Origin of the sequence: Pseudomonas sp. MWU318, assembly GCF_016756945.1 — a bacterium.
Lineage (GTDB): Bacteria > Pseudomonadota > Gammaproteobacteria > Pseudomonadales > Pseudomonadaceae > Aquipseudomonas > Aquipseudomonas putida_A.
The window spans coordinates 1-17,899 of record NZ_JAESJL010000019.1; the positions used below are offsets into that span (position 1 = coordinate 1).

General features: G+C 61.4%; 13 protein-coding genes and 1 pseudogene. 6 read left to right on the forward strand and 8 right to left on the reverse strand.

The annotated features are described in order from the left end of the window. Window positions 1–50: 50 nt before the first annotated feature. Window positions 51–1,511 (reverse strand): membrane-bound lytic murein transglycosylase MltF, encoded by a 1,461-nt coding sequence (gene mltF / locus JN524_RS26960; RefSeq protein ID WP_097086355.1) that lies wholly within the window; start codon window positions 1,509–1,511, stop codon window positions 51–53. A 285-nt stretch (window positions 1,512–1,796) separates the two neighbouring features. Between mltF and purL the strand changes: the two genes are divergently transcribed. The 3 genes and pseudogenes from purL (at window position 1,797) to JN524_RS26975 (ending at window position 7,368) form a co-directional block, all read left to right on the forward strand. Further along, window positions 1,797–5,693 (forward strand): phosphoribosylformylglycinamidine synthase, encoded by a 3,897-nt coding sequence (gene purL, locus JN524_RS26965; RefSeq protein WP_139053787.1) that lies wholly within the window; start codon window positions 1,797–1,799, stop codon window positions 5,691–5,693. A 5-nt stretch (window positions 5,694–5,698) separates the two neighbouring features. Continuing rightward, the gene (locus JN524_RS26970; protein ID WP_202371300.1) at window positions 5,699–6,010 is read left to right on the forward strand and encodes an NGG1p interacting factor NIF3; all 312 of its coding nucleotides are present in this window, start codon (window positions 5,699–5,701) and stop codon (window positions 6,008–6,010) included. Between the two features lie 1,002 nt (window positions 6,011–7,012). Next, window positions 7,013–7,368, forward strand: a pseudogene (locus JN524_RS26975) (DUF6124 family protein). Between the two features lie 75 nt (window positions 7,369–7,443). On the opposite strand, the gene nagE reads toward JN524_RS26975, so the two are convergent. The 7 genes from nagE to JN524_RS27010 form a co-directional block, all read right to left on the reverse strand. After that, on the reverse strand, window positions 7,444–9,159 hold the full coding sequence (gene nagE / locus JN524_RS26980) for an N-acetylglucosamine-specific PTS transporter subunit IIBC (protein WP_202371301.1): 1,716 nt from the start codon (window positions 9,157–9,159) through the stop codon (window positions 7,444–7,446). Between the two features lie 35 nt (window positions 9,160–9,194). After that, window positions 9,195–11,708 (reverse strand): phosphoenolpyruvate--protein phosphotransferase, encoded by a 2,514-nt coding sequence (ptsP, locus tag JN524_RS26985; protein ID WP_202371302.1) that lies wholly within the window; start codon window positions 11,706–11,708, stop codon window positions 9,195–9,197. A gap of 181 nt (window positions 11,709–11,889) precedes the next feature. Continuing rightward, window positions 11,890–12,912 carry an SIS domain-containing protein gene (locus JN524_RS26990; RefSeq protein ID WP_202371303.1) on the reverse strand — a complete coding sequence of 341 codons (1,023 nt, stop codon included), beginning with the start codon at window positions 12,910–12,912 and terminating at the stop codon, window positions 11,890–11,892. Further along, window positions 12,893–13,999: an N-acetylglucosamine-6-phosphate deacetylase gene (nagA, locus tag JN524_RS26995; RefSeq protein ID WP_115988143.1), complete on the reverse strand. Its 1,107-nt coding sequence runs from the start codon at window positions 13,997–13,999 to the stop codon at window positions 12,893–12,895. The genes JN524_RS26990 and nagA overlap by 20 nt, the downstream gene beginning before the upstream one ends. A 32-nt stretch (window positions 14,000–14,031) precedes the next feature. Next, a complete protein-coding gene (locus JN524_RS27000) occupies window positions 14,032–14,760 on the reverse strand; it encodes a GntR family transcriptional regulator (RefSeq protein ID WP_202371304.1) in 729 nt (242 codons plus the stop codon). Window positions 14,761–15,042: 282 nt separating this feature from the next. Next, on the reverse strand, window positions 15,043–15,558 hold the full coding sequence (locus JN524_RS27005) for a L,D-transpeptidase family protein (protein ID WP_027610965.1): 516 nt from the start codon (window positions 15,556–15,558) through the stop codon (window positions 15,043–15,045). Window positions 15,559–15,642: 84 nt separating this feature from the next. After that, window positions 15,643–16,194 carry an NUDIX hydrolase gene (locus tag JN524_RS27010; RefSeq protein WP_007967805.1) on the reverse strand — a complete coding sequence of 184 codons (552 nt, stop codon included), beginning with the start codon at window positions 16,192–16,194 and terminating at the stop codon, window positions 15,643–15,645. Window positions 16,195–16,340: 146 nt separating this feature from the next. On the opposite strand from JN524_RS27010, the gene JN524_RS27015 reads away from it, so the two are divergent. The 3 genes from JN524_RS27015 to JN524_RS27025 are packed head-to-tail and all read left to right on the forward strand — an operon-like array spanning window position 16,341 to window position 17,724. Continuing rightward, window positions 16,341–16,940, forward strand: coding sequence for a CoA pyrophosphatase (locus tag JN524_RS27015; RefSeq protein ID WP_007967803.1), 600 nt, complete (start codon window positions 16,341–16,343; stop codon window positions 16,938–16,940). Between the two features lie 47 nt (window positions 16,941–16,987). Further along, window positions 16,988–17,512, forward strand: a complete 525-nt coding sequence (locus JN524_RS27020; protein WP_007954617.1) for a gamma carbonic anhydrase family protein — start codon at window positions 16,988–16,990, stop codon at window positions 17,510–17,512. After that, window positions 17,509–17,724: a DUF1289 domain-containing protein gene (locus JN524_RS27025; RefSeq protein WP_202371305.1), complete on the forward strand. Its 216-nt coding sequence runs from the start codon at window positions 17,509–17,511 to the stop codon at window positions 17,722–17,724. Before JN524_RS27020 ends, JN524_RS27025 begins: the two co-directional genes overlap by 4 nt. The last annotated feature ends 175 nt before the right edge of the window (window positions 17,725–17,899 follow it).

Consider the following 17,899-nt stretch of genomic DNA (forward strand, 5'->3'; position numbering starts at 1 on the left):
GATGTACGCAAAACCCTGTAGGAGCTGCCGAAGGCTGCGATCTTTTGCTTTTAGAGCGGGGCAGGCTCTTGAGCCGGTTTTGACTTGTCGATCCCCGGCACATGCAGATTGCCCTCGGCCACCTGATCGCCTTCAAGCTGCGGCTGGGTCACCCAGGTCAGGATGTCGTAGTAGCGACGGATGTTCGCCACGAAATGCACCGGCTCGCCGCCCCGGGCGTAGCCGTAGCGGGTCTTGCTGTACCACTGCTTCTGCGACAGGCGCGGCAGCATCTTCTTCACGTCCAGCCACTTGTCGGGGTTCAGGCCTTCGCGGGACGCCAGTTTGCGTGCGTCATCGAGATGACCGCTACCGACGTTGTACGCCGCCAGGGCAAACCAGGTGCGGTCCGGCTCCTGAATCGATTCGTCGAGCTGATCCTTCATGTAGGCCAGGTACTTGGCGCCGCCCATGATGCTTTGCTTGGGATCGAGACGGTTCGACACGCCCATCGCCTGAGCGGTGTTCTGGGTCAGCATCATCAAACCACGCACGCCGGTTTTCGAAGTGACCGCCGGTTGCCACAGCGATTCCTGATAACCGATGGCCGCCAGCAGGCGCCAGTCGACTTTCTCTTTCTTGGCGTAGGTCTTGAAGTGCTGTTCGTATTTGGGCAGGCGCTGCTGCAAGTGCTGGGCGAAGGTAGTGGCGCCCATGTAGCCGAGGACATCGACATGGCCGTAATAGCGGTCTTTCAGGCGCTGCAGGGTGCCGTTCTTCTGCACCTTGTCGAGGTAGGCGTTGATCTCGTTGAGCAGGCTGTTGTCTTCGCCGGCGGCCACCGCCCAACTCTGGCTGCGCGCATCGCCGAGGTCGAAGGCCACGCGGATGTTGGTGAAGTACACCTGGTTCATCGCCACTTCGTTGGAGTCGACCAGCGTCAGGTCGATCTGGCCTTCATCGACCATGCGCAGCAGGTCGACCACCTCAACGGCGTCGGACTCTTCGTATTCGATGCCCGGAAACTTCTTTTTCAGCTCCGCCAGTTGTTCGGCGTGGGTGCTGCCCTTGAGCACCATGATCTTCTTGCCGACCAGATCACCTGGATCGGTAGGGCGCGACTGGCCGTTGCGGTAGATGATCTGCGGGGTGACTTCGAGGTAGGAGTGGGAAAACCGCACCTGCTTCTTGCGATCCTCGCTGCTGACCAGACCTGCCGCCGCCAGCACCGGGCCGTTCGGCTTGCCGATCTGGTTGAACAGGTCGTCGAGGTTGTCGGCGGTCTCGATCTTCAGCTCGACCCCCAAATCGTCGGCGAAGCGCTTCACCAGCTCGTATTCGAAGCCGGTTTCACCGCTGCGATCCTGAAAGTAGGTGGCGGGGCTGTTACGGGTAATCACCCGCAGCACACCATCCTCCTTTACGCGCTCGAGTGTGTTGGGTTTATCAACACAGCCACCGAGCATCAGGAAGAGTCCGGTTGCGATCAGCCATTTGGCGTACCGCGGACGCAAAGCCGTTGGGAAAAACATCTGCGCAGTATACGCAAACGGCTGCGGGCGCCATATCTCGACAGTGAGCGGCTTGTCTGCTAGAGATCACAAAACCGCACGAAACCCCACAGGAATGGGGCTGAACGGCATTTTGTGACAGGAAAAATAAGCACGGCTCGTGCACCCTCGGAATTTGACTTCAAAGGCAGAAACACAGATTGATATCCGAGTGCAACCGTGCGTAGCGTTTCGGGTGATGTTGAGGGCGGTTTAGGCTAGAATGCACGGCCTCAAAGCACACCCCTTCCCGAGGCTGTCCCGAAGATGTTGATCCTGCGCGGCGCTCCTGCCCTTTCTGCCTTTCGCCACAGCAAACTCCTTGAGCAACTGAGCCAGAAGGTTCCAGCTGTCAGTGGCCTGTATGCTGAATTCGCTCACTTCGCCGAAGTCACCGGCGTCCTGACCGGCGACGAACAGCAGGTGCTTGCGCGCCTTCTGAAGTACGGCCCAAGCGTTCCGGTACAAGAGCCGACCGGCCGTCTGTTTCTGGTGTTGCCGCGTTTCGGCACCATCTCGCCATGGTCGAGCAAGGCCAGCGACATCGCCCGCAACTGCGGCCTGAGCAAGATCCAGCGCCTGGAGCGCGGCATCGCGTTCTACGTGGCCGGCCAGTTCAGCGACGCCGAGGCCCAGCAAATCGCCGACGTGCTGCATGACCGCATGACCCAGATCGTTCTGGGCAATCTGGAACAGGCCGCCGGTCTGTTCAGCCACGCCGAGCCGAAGCCGCTGACCGCGATCGACATCCTCGGTGGCGGCCGCGCCGCGCTGGAAAAGGCCAACACCGAGCTGGGCCTGGCCCTGGCCGAAGACGAGATCGATTATCTGGTCAACGCCTTCAACGGTCTCAAGCGTAACCCGCACGACATCGAACTGATGATGTTCGCCCAGGCCAACTCCGAGCACTGCCGCCACAAGATCTTCAACGCCAGTTGGGATATTGACGGCGAGAGCCAGGAAAAAAGCCTGTTCGGCATGATCAAGAACACCTATCAGATGCACAACGAAGGCGTGCTGTCCGCTTATAAGGACAACGCTTCGGTGATCGTCGGCAACGTCGCCGGCCGCTTCTTCCCGGATCCGGAGACCCGCCAGTACGGCGCGGTGCAGGAGCCGGTGCACATCCTGATGAAGGTCGAGACCCACAACCACCCGACCGCGATCGCCCCGTTCCCGGGCGCGTCCACCGGTTCCGGTGGCGAGATCCGCGACGAAGGTGCAACCGGTCGTGGCGCCAAGCCGAAGGCCGGCCTGACCGGTTTCACCGTGTCCAACCTGCAGATCCCGGGCTTCGAACAGCCGTGGGAAGTGCCGTACGGCAAGCCTGAGCGCATCGTTACCGCGCTGGACATCATGATCGAAGGCCCGCTGGGCGGCGCCGCGTTCAACAACGAATTCGGTCGTCCGGCCCTGACCGGTTACTTCCGTACCTTCGAACAATCGATCACTACTCCGCACGGTGACGAAGTTCGCGGTTACCACAAGCCGATCATGCTCGCGGGCGGTATGGGCAATATCCGCGAAGAACACGTCAAGAAAGGCGAGATTCTGGTCGGCTCCAAGCTGATCGTGCTCGGCGGCCCGGCAATGCTGATCGGTCTGGGCGGCGGTGCCGCTTCCTCGATGGCCACCGGCACCAGCTCGGCGGATCTCGACTTCGCTTCCGTACAGCGTGAAAACCCTGAGATGGAGCGTCGCTGCCAGGAAGTCATCGACCGTTGCTGGCAACTGGGCGACAAGAACCCGATCAGCTTCATCCACGACGTGGGTGCGGGCGGTCTGTCCAACGCCTTCCCGGAACTGGTCAACGACGGCGACCGTGGTGGTCGTTTCGAACTGCGCAACATTCCAAATGACGAGCCGGGCATGGCCCCGCACGAAATCTGGTCCAACGAATCCCAGGAACGTTACGTTCTGGCGGTCGGCCCAGCCGACTTCGAGCGCTTCAAGGCGATCTGCGAACGCGAGCGCTGCCCGTTTGCCGTGGTCGGCGAAGCCACTGCCGAGCCGCAGCTTACTGTCACGGATAGCCACTTCGGCAACAACCCGGTGGACATGCCCCTGGAAGTGTTGCTGGGCAAGGCGCCGCGCATGCACCGTTCGGTGGTTCGCGAGGCCGAGTTGGGCGACGATTTCGATCCGTCGAACCTGGACATCAGCGAATCCATCGAGCGCGTCCTGCATCACCCGGCCGTGGCGAGCAAAAGCTTCCTGATCACCATCGGCGACCGCACCATCACGGGCCTCGTGGCCCGTGACCAGATGGTTGGCCCATGGCAGGTTCCGGTGGCCGACGTAGCCGTCACCGCCACCAGTTTCGACGTCTACACCGGTGAAGCGATGGCCATGGGCGAGCGCACTCCGCTGGCGCTGCTGGACGCTCCGGCATCGGGCCGCATGGCCATCGGCGAAACCCTGACCAACATTGCCGCCTCGCGCATCAACAAGATCTCCGACATCAAACTGTCGGCGAACTGGATGTCCGCCGCCGGCCATCCGGGCGAAGACGCGCGTCTGTACGACACCGTGAAAGCGGTCGGCATGGAACTGTGCCCTGAGCTGGGCATCACCATTCCGGTGGGCAAGGACTCGATGTCCATGGCCACCCGCTGGAACGACAACGGCGAAGAAAAAACCGTGACCTCGCCGATGTCGCTGATCGTGACCGGTTTCGCCCCAGTGGCTGACATCCGTCAGACCCTGACCCCGGAACTGCGCATGGACAAGGGCACCACCGACCTGATCCTGATCGACCTCGGTCGCGGCCAGAACCGCATGGGTGCCTCGATCCTTGCCCAGGTTCACGGCAAGCTCGGCAAACACGCGCCGGACGTTGATGACGCCGAAGACCTGAAGGCCTTCTTCGCGGTGATCCAGGGCCTCAACGCCGACGGTCACCTGCTGGCTTACCACGACCGTTCCGACGGTGGTCTGCTGACCTCCGTGGTGGAAATGGCGTTCGCCGGCCACTGCGGTCTGAGCCTGAACCTGGACAGCGTTGCCGAAAACTCGGCCGAAATCGCCGCGATCCTGTTCAACGAAGAACTGGGTGCGGTGATCCAGGTTCGTCAGGACGCCACCCCGGACATCCTCGCGCAATTCAGCGCGGCCGGTCTGGGTGACTGTGTGTCGGTGATCGGTCAGCCGATCAACAATGGCCAGATCAACATCACCTTCAACGGTGACACGGTGTTCGAAGGCCAGCGTCGTCTGCTGCAACGTCAGTGGGCCGAGACCAGCTACCAGATCCAGCGTCTGCGCGACAACGCCGACTGCGCCGAGCAAGAGTTCGACGCGCTGCTGGAAGAAGACAACCCGGGCCTGAGCGTCAAGCTGAGCTACGACGTCAACCAGGACATCGCCGCGCCTTACATCAAGAAGGGTATCCGCCCACAGGTTGCCGTGCTGCGTGAGCAGGGCGTCAACGGTCAGGTGGAAATGGCGGCAGCGTTCGACCGCGCCGGCTTCAACGCGATCGACGTGCACATGAGCGACATTCTCGCTGGCCGTGTCGACCTGAACGAGTTCAAAGGTCTGGTGGCCTGCGGTGGTTTCTCCTACGGCGACGTACTCGGCGCCGGTGAAGGCTGGGCCAAGTCGGCGCTGTTCAACAGCCGTGCCCGCGATGCGTTCCAGGGCTTCTTCGAGCGTAACGACAGCTTCACCCTCGGCGTGTGCAACGGTTGCCAGATGATGTCCAACCTGCACGAGTTGATCCCGGGCAGCGAGTTCTGGCCGCACTTCGTGCGCAACCGCTCCGAGCAGTTCGAAGCGCGCGTGGCGATGGTGCAGATCCAGGAATCGAACTCGATCTTCCTGCAGGGCATGGCCGGTTCGCGCATGCCGATCGCCATCGCGCACGGTGAAGGCCATGCCGAGTTCTCCAGCGAAGAAGCGCTGCTGGAAGCCGATCTGTCGGGTTGCGTGGCGATGCGTTTCGTCGACAACCACGGCAAGGTCACCGAAGCCTACCCGGCCAACCCGAACGGTTCGCCGCGCGGGATTACCGGTCTCACCAGCCGCGACGGTCGTGTGACGATCATGATGCCGCACCCGGAGCGGGTGTTCCGCGCGGTGCAGAACTCGTGGCGTTCGGAAGACTGGACCGAGGATGCTCCCTGGATGCGCATGTTCCGTAATGCTCGCGTCTGGGTGAACTGAGGCCTGTGTACAAGCTCGCGTTTTTTGTTCCCGACAGTCATGTCGAGGTGGTCAAGGACGCTGTATTCGCTGCCGGTGGTGGGCGGATCGGGGACTATGACCACTGTGCTTGGCAGGTGCTTGGGTCTGGTCAGTTTCGGCCTTTGCACGGCAGTCAGCCGTTCATTGGTGAGGCGGGGCAGGTTGAGCGGGTCGAGGAATGGGAGGTTGAGCTTGTGGTTTGTGACGCGTTGATTCGTGATGTGGTGGCGGCTTTGAAGTTGAGTCACCCTTACGAGACGCCGGCTTATGAGGTGTGGCGGCTGGAGGATTTCTGATCTTTTTGCCGCTGGAACGGGAAACCCGCAGATGAGTGATTGTCTACGGGTTTTTTGTTGCCTGCGATTTGCGTTTCTGTAGGAGTGAGCCTGCTCGCGATGGCGCCCTGACAGGCGACCATGTTCTGGCTGACTGTGTGAATATCCGATTCTTCGGGTGCGGCGGATGGCGGTTTCGCCCTTACGGCGACTCACTTTTTTTACAAACGCCTAAAAAAAGTAAGCAAAAAAACGCTTGCTCCTGCGTTCGGCCCGCTCGCTGGGGCTCGCGGTCCCTTCGCTCCGGGATTGATCCGGGCGCAGCGCCTCCGGTTTGCTTCGCTGCACCTCCTCTCGCTGTATTTGGCTTCGCCAAACGGTCGCTGCGCTCCCACTCCCGGATAAATCCCTCCACTCAGCCTGCCGACGTCGCCCGTGGATCAAGATCAAGAGCTTTCGGCGAGCTGACACTTGACCATTGAGTGGTGAGAAGCGGACGCGGTTCGCCTTTGCTCTTCTGTGGGAGCTGGCTTGCCAGCGATGGCGGCCTGACAGCCGACCGGTCTCCAACTGAATAAACCCGATCTTCCTGTAGGAGCTGCCGAAGGCTGCGATCTTTTGATCTTGCTTTTGAATTGTGAAAGCCAAAGTCAAAAGATCGCAGCCTTCGGCAGCTCCTACAGGGGGATGTTTTGTGTTTAAGAGTGTGTGGAATTACCAGAACCTTCCCACAAGGTTTTCAGGTTGTCCCTCGGACGTCCGGTCTCTAGGCTTTGTCTGTCGCTGCCAATTCAGCGACCGGGTGTGAGATCCCCGGCTATTCATTTGGATACTTGTGCATGTCCCTCCATAATCGCTGCCAGCTTAAACTGACGCGATTCTCTATGGCGGCTGTGTGCGGGTGGACGAATGTCCTGCCGGGTTTATCCATACCGGTGATCTCACCCCGTACATGGCTGCCACCTTTTCTTCGAGTGAGATCGGGAATAAGTGGCTCTCGCACTTATTAGAGGAAATTGAGACATGGATAAGCTAATCCCCGATCCACCCCACGAAACCACAGCACCACCCGTCGACACCATCCGGGTTGAAGACCTGACGAAAGACCCATCAAGCGCGCTGTCGATTTCTACTTCACCCCGCAATCCGCTGAGGCGCATCAGCCCAGCACGATGTTCCTGGTCAACCCCAGCATCGACACAGAAACCCTGCTGGCCCACGCCTACGAATCGTTGGCCTGCGCCAGTGCCATGGCCAGCAACTTCGCCAGCGAACTCAGCGGCCTGCAACGCAGCACTGCTCTGGCGATCCAGCAAATCATCATGCTCGCCGAACTCGCGGTAAACCGCGCGCTGGACCGGGTCGATCCACAAACCTGATGAGCGCCAGGCTGGATACTTTGTAGGAGCTGCCGAAGGCTCGGGCCGCGTTCGCCAGCTCCTACAGTGGGCGGTTCAAACCTTGGCGCTGACCTCACTCCGATTAACCAACGCCTCAATCGCCCCACTCAAACTCGCCGCTTTCTCACCAATCAACAAATGCCAGACCCCACCCTCCAGCGGGCTGACACCCTGGCAACCCAGCTCTTTCAACTGAGCCTCGGAAAGCGCTTTACCATCGGCCAGTTGCAGACGAATACGCGTCAGTGCGATGCAGTTCAGCTGCAGCACATTCTCGCTACCGCCCAAGGCAGTCAGCCATTGCTGGGCTTCCGGTGCAGCGACCATTGCAGCTTTCGATTCCTCGACCACCGCAGCAGGCGCAGCCACCAACGCACGCCCCAACGCCGGCATGGCGAGGCGGATTTCGTCGGCGATGCTGTCGGCCAATGGCCCGACCACCACCTGCAAGCTGCCGCCCTTGCCCGGGCGTACCACGGCCATTGCGCCCAGCGCTTTCAAATCCGCATCGGATGCCTTGTTGCGATCGACCATTTCCAGGCGCAGACGAGTCGTGCAGGCGCCAACGGTGAGCAGGTTCTCGGCACCGCCCAAGGCCTTGATGTACGCAGCGGCACGTTCGTTTTCCGTGAGCACTGACTTCTCGGTGGCGGCCACGTCCTCACGCCCCGGCGTCTTCAGATTGAAGCGGCGGATACAGAAATCAAACACCGCGTAATACACCACGGCATACGCCAGCCCGACCGGAATCACCAGCCAGCCATTGGTCGAACGCCCCCAACCCAGCACCATGTCGATGAAGCCGCCGGAGAAGGTGAAACCGAGGTGGATGTTCAGCGCATTGGTGATCGCCATCGACAACCCGGTCAGCAGTGCGTGCAGCAAATACAGCAGCGGGGCGAGGAACATGAAGGCGAATTCGATGGGCTCGGTTACCCCGGTCAAAAACGAGGTCAGCGCCATCGACAGGAAGATCCCGCCCATGACCTTACGGCGCTCCGGCAACGCGTTGCGGTACATCGCCAGGCACGCGGCGGGCAGGCCGAAGATCATCATCGGGAACATGCCGGTCATGAACTGGCCGCCCTTCGGATCGCCGGCGAAGTAGCGTGACAGGTCGCCGGTGACCAGCGCGCCGGTGGTCGGGTCGGTGAAGTTGCCGAACACGAACCACGCCATGTTGTTGAGGATGTGGTGCAGGCCGGTGACGATGAGCAAGCGGTTGAACACGCCAAACACGAACGCACCAATGCTGCCGCTTTCCATCATCAGAGTGCCGAAGCTGTTGATGCCGTGCTGGATCGGCGGCCAGATGTAGCCAAACACCACGCCCAGCCCGACCGCCGCGAACCCGGTGACGATCGGCACGAACCGGCGGCCACCGAAGAACGCCAGGTACTCCGGCAGCTTGATGTCCTTGAAGCGGTTGTACAGCGCGCCGGCCATCAGGCCGCTGACAATCCCGGCGAGCATGCCCATGTTGATGCTCGGGTCGAGCACCTTGAGTGTGGAGATCATCACCAGGTAACCGATCACCCCGGCCAGGCCTGCGGTGCCGTTGTTGTCCTTGGCGAATCCGACGGCGATGCCGATGGCGAAGATCATGGCCAGGTTGGCGAAGATCACCTGGCCGGCATCGTGAATGATCGCGATGTTCAGCAGGTCGGTGTCACCCAGACGCAGCAGCAGGCCGGCAATCGGCAGGATCGCGATCGGCAGCATCAGCGCACGGCCTAGGCGTTGCAGGCCTTCGATGAAGAGTTGGTACATGGTGGTTCTCCCTGCTCTTTATAGAGAGCTTGTTGTTAGTGCAGAGGCCAATGCTGGTGGCAGGCCTGACGTACCGCAGCGGCGCTGTTGAGTTTCAACAGGTCGTGGCTGAGGCGTTGGCATTCGGCCTCGTGCAACTGGCGCACGCGATCCTTGATTTCACCGATCTGCACCGGGCTCACCGACAGTTCGGTCACGCCGAGGCCGATCAGCACCGGCGTCGCCAGTGGGTCGGAGGCGAGGGCACCGCACACGCCAACCCAGCGTTTGTGCACTGCCGCGCCTGCGCAAGTCATGGCGATCAGTCGCAGCAGCGCCGGGTGCAGGGCATCGACCCGAGCGGCCAAACCTGCGTGGTCGCGGTCCATCGCCAGGGTGTATTGCGACAGATCGTTGGTGCCGATCGACAGGAAGTCGGCGTGCTCGGCCAGTTGTTCGGCTTGCAGCGCGGCGGCGGGGACTTCGATCATCACGCCGATTTCCGGGCGCTGGTTGATGTTCAGTTCCAGGCACAGCGCATCGACCCGTTGGCGGATGTGCAGCAGTTCATCGACTTCGGTGACCATCGGCAACAGGATCCGGCAACGGTGCAGCGGGCTGACTTGCAGCAGTGCGCGCAATTGCTGATCGAGGATTTCCGGACGGGCCTGGGCCAGACGAATGCCACGCAAGCCCAAGACCGGGTTGGCTTCGGCGGGCAGCGGCAGGTAGTCGAGTTGCTTGTCGCCGCCGACGTCGATCGTGCGGATGATCACCGAGTGCTCGCCCATGGCATCGAGCACGGCTTGATAGGCAGCACGCTGCTCTTCGACGTCCGGCGCAGTCTGCCGGTCGACGAACAGAAACTCGGTGCGCAGCAGGCCAACGCCATCGGCTCCATTGGCAAAGGCGTCTGCCGCTTCATGGCTGGAGGCGACATTGGCGACCACTTCGATGGTCACGCCATTGCGGGTTTCGGCGGGCAGATGCGCCTTGGCCTGTTGCGCATCGCGGCGTTGCTGACGCTCGATTTGCGCCTGTTGTACTTCGGCCAGGCGTTCGGCGTTCGGCGTCAGTTCGAGGCGACCGCCATCGGCATCCAGCACCACCGACTGACCTTGTGCTTGATCGAGTAATGCGGCGCCCAGTGCAACCAGGCACGGCAGACCTTTGCCGCGCGCCAGAATCGCCACGTGCGAGGTCGCGCCACCCTCGGCCATACACAACCCGGCGACACCCTGCGCGCTGAGTTGCAGCAGATCCGATGGCGTCAGTTCATACGCAGCGACGATGGCGCCGGTCGGCACGTCGTAATGCCAGGCTTCGCCGAGCAGGGCGCGCAGCACCCGTTGCTTGAGGTCGCGCAGGTCGTTGGCGCGTTCGGTCAGCAGCGCACTGCCGGTGTGTTGCAGCACTTCGCATTGCACGTCGATCGACTGGCTCCACGCGTGGGTCGCCGCCGTGCCTTGGTCGATGGAATGCTGCGCGGCGTCGAGCAGGGCCGGGTCTTCGAGCAGTGCCAGATGCGCGGCGAAGATCGCTTCTTCGTCGGTGCTCTTGTGCTTTTTCGCTTGGGCTAGAGTGGCGTTGATTTCGTTGCGAACCTGCTTCAGCGCCGACTCAAGCACCTCCTGTTGCACCAGCGGATCATGACTGCCCGCATCTGCCGGCAGGCTGATCGCGTTCAGGCGAAACAGCGGCCCGCCGACCAGTCCCGGTGCGGCGCACACACCCTGCAATACGCCAGCCTCGGCGGGGCGTTTGCGCGGTGCGGCGTTGACCGGTGCAGCGGAGTGATGATCATCGGGCAGGGCGGTCGCCAAGGCATTGAGCAAGGCTTGCAGCGCGGCTTCGGCGTCCGGCCCCTGACAGCTGACGTGCACCTCATCCTGCTCGCCGATGGCCAGTCCCATCAGGCCGATCAGGCTGTTGCACGGCGCCGATTTGCCGGCGAAGTGCAGCTGCGACTGGCTCTTGAAACCTTGCGCGGTCTGGCGAATCAGCGCGGCGGGGCGCGCATGCAAGCCGCCGCGATGCGCCACCAGCACCTGACCCTGAACCTCTGGCCCGCCAACCGCTTCGGCAGTCGCCGCAGAGCTGTTGCGTGCAATGATGTGCAGCAGCGGCTCGCCGACCTTCACCGCTTTGAGTGTGATCGGGCGCACCTGGAAATCCTGGCTGTTGGTCAGGATCAACAGGCTGACCAGGCTTTTGCACTGCTGGCCGACCTTGTCCAGGTCGTAGCGCAATAACGGTTGGCCGTTGCTGACCCGGGTGCCTTGCTTGACCAGCATCGAGAAGCCTTCGCCATTCAGTTCAACGGTGTCGAGGCCCAGGTGCAAGAGGATTTCCGCGCCGTTGTCGGCGCGCACGGTCAGCGCGTGGCCGGTGCGGGCGACGTGGATGATCTCCCCGGCGCAGGGCGAATACAGGGTGTCATTCAGCGGGTCGATGGCGATGCCGTCACCCATCGCGCCGCTGGCGAACACCGCGTCCGGGACTTTGGCGAGCGTGAGCACCGGGCCGCTGAGCGGGGCGCTGAGGGTCAGCTCTTTATTGTTGTTGTGCATGGCTCGGTCTCATCAGTAATTTCGCTTTCCCCTGTAGGAGCTGCCGCAGGCTGCGATCTTTTGATCTTGTTTTTTGAACGTCAAAATCAAAAGATCGCAGCCTGCGGCAGCACCTACAGAGTTGTGCATCAATCAACGGTTTTCGCGTCCGTCGACAGGGTTGTGCATCGTTCAGCAGTGGTTAGTGTGTACGGGTCACTTTGCTCAGGTGGCGCGGCTGGTCCGGGTCCATGCCGCGGGCCACGGCTAAACCTGCGGCCATCACGTAGAAACTCTGGATCGCCAGGATCGGATCGAGGGCCGGGTGCTCGGCGCGGCTCAGGGTCAGGTCGCGTTCGAGGATGTCGTCCGGCGCGGCCAGCAGCACGCGAGCGCCGCGTTGACGCATCTCTGCCGCGAGGCTGATGAGGCCCGCCTGTTCGGCACCGCGTGGAGCGAACACCAGCAGCGGGTAGTGTTCGTCGATCAGCGCCATCGGGCCGTGACGGACTTCGGCGCTGCTGAAGGCTTCGGCCTGGATCGCCGAGGTCTCCTTGAATTTCAGCGCGGCTTCCTGAGCGATGGCAAAACCGGCACCACGGCCGATGACCATCAGGCGTTCGCAACCACGCAAGGCCTCGATGGCTGCGCTCCAGTCCTGCTGCGCCGCTTCGCGCAGGCCTTCGGGCAGGGTGTTGTGCGCTTCCAACAGTTCGCTGTCTTCTTTCCAGTGCGCGATCAGGCGGGCGCTGGCGCTCAGGGTGGCGATAAAACTCTTGGTCGCGGCGACGCTGCTTTCGGTGCCGGCGAGCAGCGGCAGGCTGAATTCACATGCGGCTTCCAACGGCGAATCGGCGGCATTGACCATCGATACGCTCAGTGCGCCGCGCTTGCGCAGCAGACGCAGGCTGTTGACCAGATCCGGGCTCTGCCCCGATTGCGAGAACGCGAACGCCACTTGGCCGCTGACCTTCAACGGTGCCTGCTGCATGGTCACCACCGACATCGGCAACGATGCCACCGGCACCCCCAGTTGCTGCATGGTCAGGTAGGCGAAGTAGCTCGCCGCGTGGTCGGAGCTGCCGCGCGCGACGGTCATCGCCACTTGCGGCGGCTGACGGCGCAGGCGCCCGGCGATCTCGATCATCTGCGGGTCGAGCTGTTGCAGTTGGGCTTGCACGGCCTCGAACGAGGACAGCGCCTCTTCAAGCATTTTTGAAGTCAATGTCTTCTCCTTCGACCATGACGGCGGTCAGTGTGAGTGAGCGATCCAGCCGCACGCAGTCGGCCCAGGCCCCCGGTTGCAGGCGCCCGCGTTCAGTGATGCCGAGGTAGTCGGCGGGAAATTGCGACAGGCGCTGCGAGGCCTCGGCGATCGGCAGTCCGATCTTCACCAGATTGCGCAGGGCCTGATCCATGGTCAGGGTGCTGCCGGCCAGCGTGCCGTCGGGCAGGCGCACGCCGCCCAGGCATTTGGTCACGGTGTGGCTGCCGAGCTTGTATTCACCGTCGGGCATGCCGGCGGCGGCGGTTGAATCGGTGACGCAGTACAGGCACGGGATCGAACGCAAGGCCACGCGGATCGCGCCGGGGTGCACGTGCAGCAAGTCCGGGATCAGTTCGGCAAATTTGGCGTGGGCCAGCGCGGCGCCGACGATGCCCGGCTCGCGGTGATGCAGCGGGCTCATGGCGTTGTACAGATGGGTGAAGCTGGTCGCGCCGGCATCCAGGGCGGCAACGCCTTCCTCGTAGCTGCCGAGGGTGTGGCCGATCTGCATGCGGATGCCGCGGCTGCTCAGTTCACGAATCAACCCGTCGTGACCGGCGATTTCCGGGGCGATGGTGATTACCCGGATCGGTGCCAGCGCGAGGTATTCCTCGACCTCGGCCATCAACGCAGTGTGGGCAAAGTTCGGTTGCGCGCCGAGTTTGCCGGGGTTGATGTACGGGCCTTCCAGATGCACACCGAGGACGCGGGCGGCACCTTGCGGACGTTGTTCGCAAAACTCGCCGACCTCTTTCAGCACGCTTGAAATCTCGGCGCTCGGTGCGGTCATGGTAGTGGCCAGCAGCGAGGTGGTGCCGAAGCGCACGTGGGTGCGAGTGATGGTTTCGAAAGCGCTGGCGCCTTCCATGATGTCTTTGCCACCACCGCCGTGGACGTGCAGATCGATGAAGCCCGGCAGCAGATACGGCAGGTCATTGTCGGCCGGATCGCAGGGCACGCCTTCGATCGAGACGACTTTGCCGTGTTCGTGAATCAGCCGGCCGCGAACCCAGCCGCTGGCGGTGAGGATGTTGTCTTCGGACATTTTGCTTCTCGCTGTTTGACGGCTTCGCCCGGTTAGCGGCGCAGCTCTGCAACAAAGTCGTAGTAGTCGTTGCGGCAATAGGTGTCGGTGACTTCGATCGGCGTGTTGTCTTCCAGATAGCCGACCCGGGTCATCAGCAGCATGGCGGTGCCGGGGGCGATGCCGACCAGCGCGGCGAACTCGTCCGAGGCGTTGATTGCCTGGATGTGCTGCAGGGCGCGGACGATCGGTTTGCCGATGCCGTCGAGGTATTCGTAGAGTGAATCGCCGACCAATTGCGGCTTGGGCATGATCGAGGCGGGCAGGGTGCTCATCTCGATGGCCATCACCGTGTCGTCAGCCTTGCGCAGGCGTTTCATGCGCGCGACCTTGTCGTTCGGCGACAGGCTCAGGCGGATCAGTTCTTCGTGAGTCGGCAGGGTGATTTCGCGTTCCAGCCACTGCGAGCTGGGGACGAAACCCTTGAGGCGGAGCATTTCGCTGAAGCCCGAGAGGCGTGACAGCGGTTGTTCCAGACGGGGGGTGATGAAGGTGCCGGAACCTTGCAGGCGGCGGATCAGACCTTGATCGAGCAGCACTTCCAGCGCCTTGCGCGCGGTGACCCGGGAGATCCCCAGTTGCTCGCTGAGGTTGCGCTCGGACGGCATCGCCTGCTCGGCCTTCCACTGCCCGGAATGGATCGCCGATTCCAGATTGCGCGCCAGCTGCAGGTAAAGCGGCGTCGGCTGGGAGTCATCTGGGCGTAGGGCCTGGAGGTTCATGTAGGTCATTTCCGACGCGAGTATAGGATTGTTGTGGCTCGCTTGTGGGGCGGAAATTAATACCACTTGAATACCATGTCAACGCGGGGAATTGGCGTGTAGCCCAATGAAATGGCGGGTTTCGGGGGTTGTGGTTTGAAGTGGTATTAGGGGTGGGCTGTAAAAAGCAAAAGATCGCAGCCTGCGGCAGCTCCTACAGTGGGAAGTGGTATCAACCCTGTAGGAGCTGCCGCAGGCTGCGATCTTTTGATTTATTTTTTTCAGGTGACCAGTGGTCGCTGGTTAAGGACGGATCTCGATCATCGTGCCGTCCGGCACCAGACCCCAGACTTCACGCATGTCCATGTTGCGCATGGCGATGCAGCCGTCGGTCCAGTCCAGGGTGTGGAACAGGTCTTCCGGGGTTTCTTCCGAATCCGGGGTGCCGTGGATCATGATCATGCCGCCAGGCTCGACGCCTTCGCGGCGTGCGCGGGCCGAATCGCTGATGTTCGGGTAGGAGATGTGCATCGCCAGGTTGAATTTTTCACTGACCTTGCGCCAGTCGATCCAGTAGAAACCTTCGGGCGTGCGTTTGTCGCCTTCAATCAGTTTCGGACCTTTTTTCGCGCCTTTGCCCAAGGAAATTCGATAGGTCTTGATCGGCTTGCCGTCGGCGATCAATTGCAGTTGATGAGCCGATTTGAGCACCAGGATTTTTTCGATCATCGGGGTATTCGACGGCGTCACGGTGGTCACGAATGACGCTTGGGACACGGTGACGAATGACAGGCAAAACAGGGCAAGCAACCAGCGCATTGAAACGATTCCCCAAGAGTGACGCAATGTTAAGTGTAGGAGCTGCCGCAGGCTGCGATCTTTTTGATCTTTGGATTTTTTGAGTCAGCTGATGGCAGGCTGGACCAACGGCGGAATCGATTCCGAACGAACCGGATACGCCTCGACCCGACGATCCGCGAAGAAGCATTCTAAGGTACGCCCCACTGTGCGGAAAGCCAGCTCGTCCCACGGGATGTCGGCTTCGTCGAATAGTTGCACTTCCAGGCTCTCGGGCCCGGCAGCAAAGTCCAGATCGGCCAGTTCGGCACGGAAAAACACATGCACCTGACTGATGTGTGGCACGTCGATCAACGTATAGATGCTCAGATTGCGTACCCGGGCGCAGGCTTCTTCGGCGGTTTCGCGGATCGCGGCCTGCTCGATGGTTTCGCCGTTTTCCATGAAACCGGCAGGCAGCGTCCAGTAACCGAGACGTGGTTCGATGGCGCGGCGGCAGAGCAGCACTTTACTGCCCCAGGTCGCGACGCAACCGGCGACGATATTGGGGTTTTGATAGTGAATGGTCTGACAGCTGTCACAGACAAATCGCAGCCGCGAATCGCCTTCGGGAATGCGCTGGGTCACCGGGTTGCCGCACTGGCTGCAAAATTTCATGCTGGGGTTCCTGAATGCTGCGCCTATCTTGGCGTGCAGCGGTGCCGGTCGGCAAGTTGTCGTTTCGCGACATGGCCCGGCGAGGGGCTTGGGCGGCTGCAATGATTGGTGCATGATGCAGGGTAAGGCACTGATCGAGAACACTCATGCTGGACGAGCTACTGCATAGGGTAAGCAACCACACACCGCGCACGCTGGAGACCGATAAACGTTTCCCCGAGGCCGCTGTTCTGGTGCCGATCACCCGCAGTGACGAACCCGAGCTGGTGCTGACCCTGCGCGCCAGCGGCCTCTCGACCCATGGCGGCGAGGTGGCCTTCCCCGGCGGTCGCCGTGACCCCGAAGACCCTGACCTGATCTTCACCGCTCTGCGCGAAGCCGAGGAAGAAATCGGCCTGCCACCGGGGTTGGTCGAGGTGATCGGCCCGCTCAGCCCGCTGATCTCTCTGCACGGCATCAAGGTCACGCCGTATGTCGGGGTGATTCCTGACTTCGTCGAATACCAGGCCAACGATGCCGAGATCGCAGCGGTATTCAACGTGCCGCTGGAATTCTTCCGTAAAGATCCGCGCGAACATACGCACCGTATCGATTACCAGGGCCGCAGCTGGTATGTGCCGAGTTATCGCTACGGCGAATTCAAAATCTGGGGTTTGACCGCTATCATGATCGTCGAACTGATCAATCTGCTCTATGACGAACAGATCAGTCTGCATCATCCGCCCAAAAGCTATATCAACACCTGAAGCCATCGCTCGAATGGCCCGTCATCGTGAGCCCTGAGGAAAACAAGATGAAATACCGCCTGGGTGACGCCCGCGTCGAAACCCATCCACAGAGCTGGGTCGCGCCCAATGCCGTGCTGGTGGGCAAGGTCAAGCTCGAAGAGGGCGCTAACGTCTGGTTCAACGCCGTATTGCGCGGCGATAACGAACTGATCCTGATCGGCAAGAACAGCAACGTCCAGGACGGCACGGTGATGCACACCGATATGGGCTATCCGCTGACCATCGGCACCGGCGTGACCATCGGTCACAACGCCATGCTGCATGGCTGCACCGTCGGCGACTACAGCCTGATCGGCATCAACGCGGTGATCCTCAACGGCGCGAAAATCGGCAAGAACTGCATCATCGGCGCCAATTCGCTGATCGGCGAAGGCAAGGAGATCCCCGATGGCTCGCTGGTGATGGGCTCGCCGGGCAAGGTCGTGCGTGAGCTGACCGAGCCGCAGAAGAAAATGCTCGAAGCCAGCGCCGCACACTATGTGCATAACTCGCAGCGCTATGCGCGTGATCTGGTCGAGCAGGAAGAATGAGTACTCCCAAAAGACCGGTTGCCTCGCCGTGCGTGAATATCTGCGCACTGGATGAAGACGATATTTGTACCGGTTGCCAGCGCACGGTCGCGGAGATCACCCGCTGGGGGCGTATGACCAATGACGAGCGGCGGGTGGTGCTGGGGTTGTGTCATGAGCGGGCGAAGGCGAGCGGGTTGGTGTGGATGATCGGGTCGACGCCAAACAAGTAGCCAAGATCAAAAGATCGCAGCCTGCGGTGTAGTGGTTCAGTTTTTTTAAACCACTCCGTAGGAGTATTAGGCCGCCTGCTGCTCAAATAGCGCAGGCGGCAATTGGTTCGAGGCAGAGTGGCAACGACGATGGTTGTAGTGATGAACAAAATCCATCACATCCTTCTCCGCTTCG